General features: G+C 43.1%; 7 protein-coding genes and 1 pseudogene. 3 read left to right on the top strand and 5 right to left on the bottom strand.

The window, feature by feature from the left end:
* From JMX98_RS13370 to JMX98_RS13360, 3 genes and pseudogenes are all read left to right on the top strand, one after another.
* Nucleotides 1-115: pseudogene (locus tag JMX98_RS13370) on the top strand (IS982 family transposase); the annotation flags it as partial.
* 108 nt (nt 116-223) lie between these two features.
* A complete protein-coding gene (locus JMX98_RS13365) occupies nt 224-676 on the top strand; it encodes a hypothetical protein (protein ID WP_201587296.1) in 453 nt (150 codons plus the stop codon).
* A 21-nt stretch (nt 677-697) separates the two neighbouring features.
* Nucleotides 698-1,165 (top strand): hypothetical protein, encoded by a 468-nt coding sequence (locus tag JMX98_RS13360; protein WP_201587294.1) that lies wholly within the window; start codon nt 698-700, stop codon nt 1,163-1,165.
* A gap of 114 nt (nt 1,166-1,279) precedes the next feature.
* Here JMX98_RS13360 and JMX98_RS13355 read toward each other — a convergent pair whose 3' ends face one another.
* The 5 genes from JMX98_RS13355 to JMX98_RS13335 form a co-directional block, all read right to left on the bottom strand.
* The gene (locus JMX98_RS13355; RefSeq protein WP_227680184.1) at nt 1,280-1,543 is read right to left on the bottom strand and encodes a helix-turn-helix transcriptional regulator; all 264 of its coding nucleotides are present in this window, start codon (nt 1,541-1,543) and stop codon (nt 1,280-1,282) included.
* Nucleotides 1,544-1,710: 167 nt separating this feature from the next.
* Complete coding sequence (locus tag JMX98_RS13350; RefSeq protein ID WP_201587292.1) at nt 1,711-2,622, bottom strand: hydrolase or metal-binding protein; 912 nt, start codon at nt 2,620-2,622, stop codon at nt 1,711-1,713.
* Between the two features lie 109 nt (nt 2,623-2,731).
* The gene (locus tag JMX98_RS13345; protein ID WP_201587290.1) at nt 2,732-3,874 is read right to left on the bottom strand and encodes a YqaJ viral recombinase family protein; all 1,143 of its coding nucleotides are present in this window, start codon (nt 3,872-3,874) and stop codon (nt 2,732-2,734) included.
* A gap of 103 nt (nt 3,875-3,977) precedes the next feature.
* Nucleotides 3,978-4,973, bottom strand: a complete 996-nt coding sequence (locus tag JMX98_RS13340) for a DUF932 domain-containing protein (protein ID WP_201587288.1) — start codon at nt 4,971-4,973, stop codon at nt 3,978-3,980.
* Between the two features lie 50 nt (nt 4,974-5,023).
* The gene (locus JMX98_RS13335) at nt 5,024-5,302 is read right to left on the bottom strand and encodes a hypothetical protein (protein ID WP_075102640.1); all 279 of its coding nucleotides are present in this window, start codon (nt 5,300-5,302) and stop codon (nt 5,024-5,026) included.
* Between the last annotated feature and the right edge of the window lie 289 nt (nt 5,303-5,591).

The raw sequence follows: 5,591 nt of genomic DNA, 5'->3' as shown, positions 1-5,591 counted from the left end.
ATGGCATTTGTCTCATCGATTGATTCGTAAGATTCTGTCGCATAATCTGTGCTTTGTACTCAATAAAAAACTTGGTAACCCGCCTCTTCAGTTTGATTTGCTTATTTCAAGTTGAGAGTGGGGTAAAAATAGCTTATTAGACGACCTATATGAATTATAGTAGTGGACTTTAATTTACTTCCTATGTAATGTATGTAGATATAAATCTATCCTGGGCAGGTCTATGAACAATAAATTAACAACGCTACTTCTTTTATCGATTGTTCCTTTGTCAAATATAGCCGCTGCGAATAGTACAGCAACGATATATGGAAAGCCCTATTATCCTTCAGACTACACACCAGAAATGACCGTTTATGCAAGAAGCTTAAGTACAGGTGAAACGTATTCAGTTAATGTTCCAAATAGCGCTCCACAATATAAAATAAAGCTGCCTGCTCCTGACACTTATATATTATTTTCTTGGACGAAAGAAAGGCTAGGAAGCCAAGCCGGTGATCCTAAAGGCCTATATAGAAAAGTAGGGGCATTATATAGTCATTGTAGTGCAACGGTTCTTGATGTGAGTTGTGACGATCACTCTCCTGAGCCCGTGAAGCTAAAGCCTGGTCAAGTGATTAGAGATTTTCAGATATCAGATTATTACTATGATAAAGATGAAGTACCGCTTCCGTGATTTTATCAAAGGGATTAACATATGAGAACTTTACCATTGTATTTAGTTATTTCTTTCGGATTACTGTCAATACATAGTAATGCTGCCAGTACTTTTGATCAGTCATGGTTAAAAAAGGGCGTCAGCTCGACTACCTGTTATCATAATCCATGTACAGTAACTCGAATTATGGACTTTCAAGTAACAAAAGACCGTCCCAATTATAAGCAAATAAAATTGAAAGCGGTGAACGGTTATAAAGAGTGGGATTCAAAAAAAATAATATGGGACCATGATTTTTACGATATCTATGCAAACTGCTCACTTAGTCAACCTAACCTTGCAGGCAAGCCCAATAGTAATGGTACTATTTTACCATTAGGTGTAGGTGATAATAGTTGGGTGCCAGGTGCAATGTATCCAAATACCCACCTGTATTTACAAGTGTGCCATAGTTACGATGGGGATATTGAAAAAGGTGGAGAGAAGTTTGGGTATAATATTAAATGATAATTTATCATTTGAAGTAGGCTGGCCTGAAATATTATTTAAAGATAAAAATAAATTAATGAGCTACTGGACAAAAAAACAAGCCGCTTCATGCGGCTTATTTTTTATCACCGCTCAATGAACTCGAGCAGTAGCGATCTTACTTTCAATCCACTGAGCAACTTCACTTTCAACCCATGCCACGCGTCCCTTTGATAGCTTAACTTGTATAGGGAAGGTAGGGTCATAACGCTTCGATCTTCTATCAAGCATGTCGTAAATGGTAGTGCTGCTAAGCCCTGTATAATGTACGACTTGCTTTAGCGGGAGCATACGCGGTATTTGTGGCATGCTTGGCGTTAATGCGTTTGGTTGGGTGTTTGCGTTTAATAGTTCCATGATTATCTCCTTATAAGTTAATGAGAGCGTCATCTCTCATACAGTTAGGGAGTCCTATATTTTTTTACGGCATCCTATACGGTCCGTCCTCTAGTCTTTTTTGAAGAAATAAAAAAAGGAGCTAAATAGTCAGCTCCTTTTTATGTCACATCTCTAGCCTGTTGGTTTTAGCTCACTGCTGTCACGCTTTTTCGTAAGCCATGCTCAATGCTACTTACGTTATGAGCGGCTAGCCCATTCTGATCATTTCTTTGTTGTCTATTGCTTACGTCATCTGTCTGCATGGGATAAAATTCTTCGACCACATCAAGTAGACCATCGCTATCGATTTCAAAACATGAATTAACATAGCCTTGCTTTGCTGCTTCCTCTAATGCCGCTTGATCAAAGCCATGTTCGCTAAGCTCACGATCAATCGCTCCAGCCTGTTGTACTGCATCTTTAAGCGTCACCCCATCACGCAATGTTAAATCAACAAAGTAAATCGGCGTGCGATAGCTTTGTGTCGTGCTTTTACCACGAAGCGTTAATTGCAGTGGTAGACACGACAGCTTATTGCCTGATACCGCAGCAAAGTAGCTGAGGCGTGCGGCAAGTGTTCTAATACTATTAAAGCCAGTAGTGCGAAAGATAAAGGTGCCTAGTTCATCGTCTTCACTAAGATTAACGTAGAGCCTGCCATAAGGCTTACAAGCACCCCCTTGCGCTAGTGGACAGCGATCAGGTGATGGGCATGGTAGTGTTTCCACGCCATTATTGGTTCGGCGCTGACATTGCTCACCGTCACCCACACATAGCGGTCTGCCCGTTTGTCTATCGAATAGCGTGTATTCTGCTCGCAAATTCAGTTCAGGGTCATTAAACAACATGCGTACGGGAATCTGTCTGAGTTTACCGTCATTCTTTTCGCGCAGCCTTGCATCGAGTGGATGATTGATCCATCCGTCTTTATTTTGCACTTGGCTGGTGATAGTGAATTGATCGTCTTTGGCAGGCAGACGCTTGCCGTCTTTTTGAACAACACGTCCAATGCTGATACGACCTAATACTGGCGGGGTTATGGTGAGACCTTTAATCATGGTGATATTCCTTATATGTTTTAGTTAGCCATAAAAAAGCCCACCTTTGATAGATGGGCTGTTATACGCTAGATTTGGTTTGTGTGTGTTGATTAGAATAGATAGCAGGTTAATCGTTTAAGACAACAAAACGACGACTACCCTGACGGGTTTTACTAAACTTCTCCATAAACTCAGGATGGGCTTTGATCACCGCCTTGGTATCTAAGCTTACGCTGTCCTTGGATCGTTTCCACGAGATAGCCCCTTTATCGAAAACCGCCACCTCATGGTCTTTGATCAGGCTTTGTAGCTGATGCTTTACCTGATCATGACGCTGCTCTAACTCTTGCATGTAATCACGGTAGCTCAGCAATTGCTCAAATAGCTTGTTAGCGCCAGTATCATCTTTAAAGTCAATTTTGCTGTTAGGCTCAGGTTTGGGATAAAGCTGTTTTAGTGCTCGAGCTGCGGATTCACTATGATCAGGGATTGGTGGCGTGTCGGTTTTCACGTATTGCCAGAATAACCTTTCATGCTCCATGATGGACTCAATCAAACGCTCATCACGCTCAACTTTATAAATCTTCGCCTCATGACCACAAAGCAGCACGCAGATGTGCGCCGCCGTTTTGCCTGTGACCGCTAGCTGATGCTGTACTTGGCACGTCACATATAACGGCACGCCATGCTTCCAAAGCTTGGCTCCATGCTCCCCTGTGGTTTTGCACTCAAGTATTTGTACTTCATCACTGCCAACCACCGAGTAGTCTAAATTGGCTAACATAAAGTGGTTGTCAGGATCAGGGTGCTGTAAGACAGCATTAACACGGCGCACCTTATTGCCAGTGTGCTTTTGATAATATTTAGCCACCATTGGTTCTAAGGTGTTACCCCAGTACAGTGGTGAGTAGCCCTCGATGCTCTCATCGATGCTTGATTCCATGCGACCCGTCTTGATCATCCATAATTCAAGCATGGATAGAAAGGGGTGAATACCGCAAGCGGCAGCGGCATCAGAGCTGCCAATGCCTTGCTTGCGAACTTCAAGCCATTTGTCATGGCTTAAGTTTTTGGTGTTGACCAAACGCTTAGGGGTGGTTGATATCTTTGCTTGAGTAGGTTTACCGACCGCTTCATTTTGCTTTAGCGCTAGCTCTGCTGGTTTGCCCTTGGTTTTAGGCTTAGTAGTTCGTGATGCTTTACCCTTAACGGTGGCACGCTTAAGTCTTGGCTGAGTGGTAGTTGTATTGTTTAATGCGATCATGTTCATAATGAACTCCTTCGTTAGATTTATTATTGGTTAAATAAACGGCATAAAAAAACCACGCTCAAAGGCGTGGTTGATTCATTGAGTAAACAAAGTCATTAAGAGATTAGGCAATTAAGCGCAGCGCTTCATCGAGGCTTTTATCTTTGAGTTTAGCGCCAGCACCAAACCAAGCTGAGTCTAAGCGATGATCTTGCGACATGGCACGGCGTTCATGATCCACAAACTCTGTCATCGCAGACAGCAGGCCATAAGCGGTATCTTTGGCAGATGCTAAGTCCGCACCGCGACCCTGACCGTTAAACATCGTCATCACCTGATTCATAGCGCGAGCATTCGGAACTGCTTCTTTCTCTTTCTTAGCGGTATTAAACAGAATAAGACCATCGTCTTTGACATCGTTAAACACGCGATTTAAGTAATTAGCCGCTTCTGCTTGCGTCACTCGTCTATTGGTAAGCTGTTTCATCTCATAGTTAAAGTCATCCCACTGGCTGACAGATACACCTAGTTGCCGTTTTACCTTATCCGCATCAAAGGTCGTGCTATGCGGAACTTTCACCACACCACCGCTACCATCAGCCAGACTGATTGCTAAGGTGTTATTACATACCACACGGATATTGGTGAACTGTGCTGTGGTGGCTAACGTCCCATCACAAGCGGTTGCTAGTAACAAATAGCCATGACTGACATCACCGCCGCGAAGCGTTGCTGATTGACCAGTTCGAGCGAGTGCCCAGAACTTACGACCACCTTTTAACACCCCTGCTGTTTCTAGCTCAAAGTCTGCTTGTTCCGTTAGATCCCGATAAAACTCTAGAATTTCACTCGGTTGTACTTCTTGATAGCGCTGACTGACTACTGATAAGGGTTCTAAATTATCAGAGCGATACAGTACCTTGTTATTGTCAAAAGGCATGATCAGGTTTTGACCTTTATCATTGTTTGCCATGTAGCTGACGTCCGATGATTCAATACGCCAGTCCATTCCTGCCTCACGAGCCCAGACTTCTATAGGCTGCTTAGGGGACAACTCTTGTCCTAGTCCATGCCAGGGGGTATCACCGACGTATGCCATTGATTCGATTAAATGTGCCATGAGTACTGCTCCTTGATAAGTTTTAATGAAATGATTACTGATGCATAAGGTTATAGCGTGAAGGGCTTAAAACAGCGTTGACAAAGGTAGTTTTGCTGAGGAGTTGTGATCAGCGGCGTTTGTGCGCGGCGCGTTGCTACGCTAACAGCAGAGGCAATCGCGGTGGCTGTGATCACACCAATGGCAGGATTGACTTTATAATATTTACAAATGCTCACGCCAAGGCTTGTCAGCGTTGCTTGAGAGCACAACTGCTCGAATATTGATGAGACGGGATTAGATTGACTGATTACATCGGATGAGTGACAGTAAGGGCAAATAGGTTTCATAGGATCTCCTTGAGAGTGGCGCATAAAAAAGGCCTGCTATAAAGCAGACCTTGATTAGACGTTTAGGGTTCAATTGATGAGGCAACGATGACATCGATGCTCATCTCATGGGGATGCTATATATCTGAGATTATTTTGATATTTAGGCAGGCCTCTACGTTTATTGAGAGTTTCCCAAACTTTGTGTAACTGCTTATAATCCACTAACCGGAGAATAAGCAATGACTAAGCAAACCGACCTTAAAAAACTTGCCCAGCAAATGGCTAGCAGCATGAAAAGCTTTGATGA

Source organism: Psychrobacter sp. HII-4 (assembly GCF_904846595.1).
GTDB lineage: Bacteria > Pseudomonadota > Gammaproteobacteria > Pseudomonadales > Moraxellaceae > Psychrobacter > Psychrobacter celer.
This window is presented reverse-complemented; position numbering and strand designations above follow the sequence as displayed.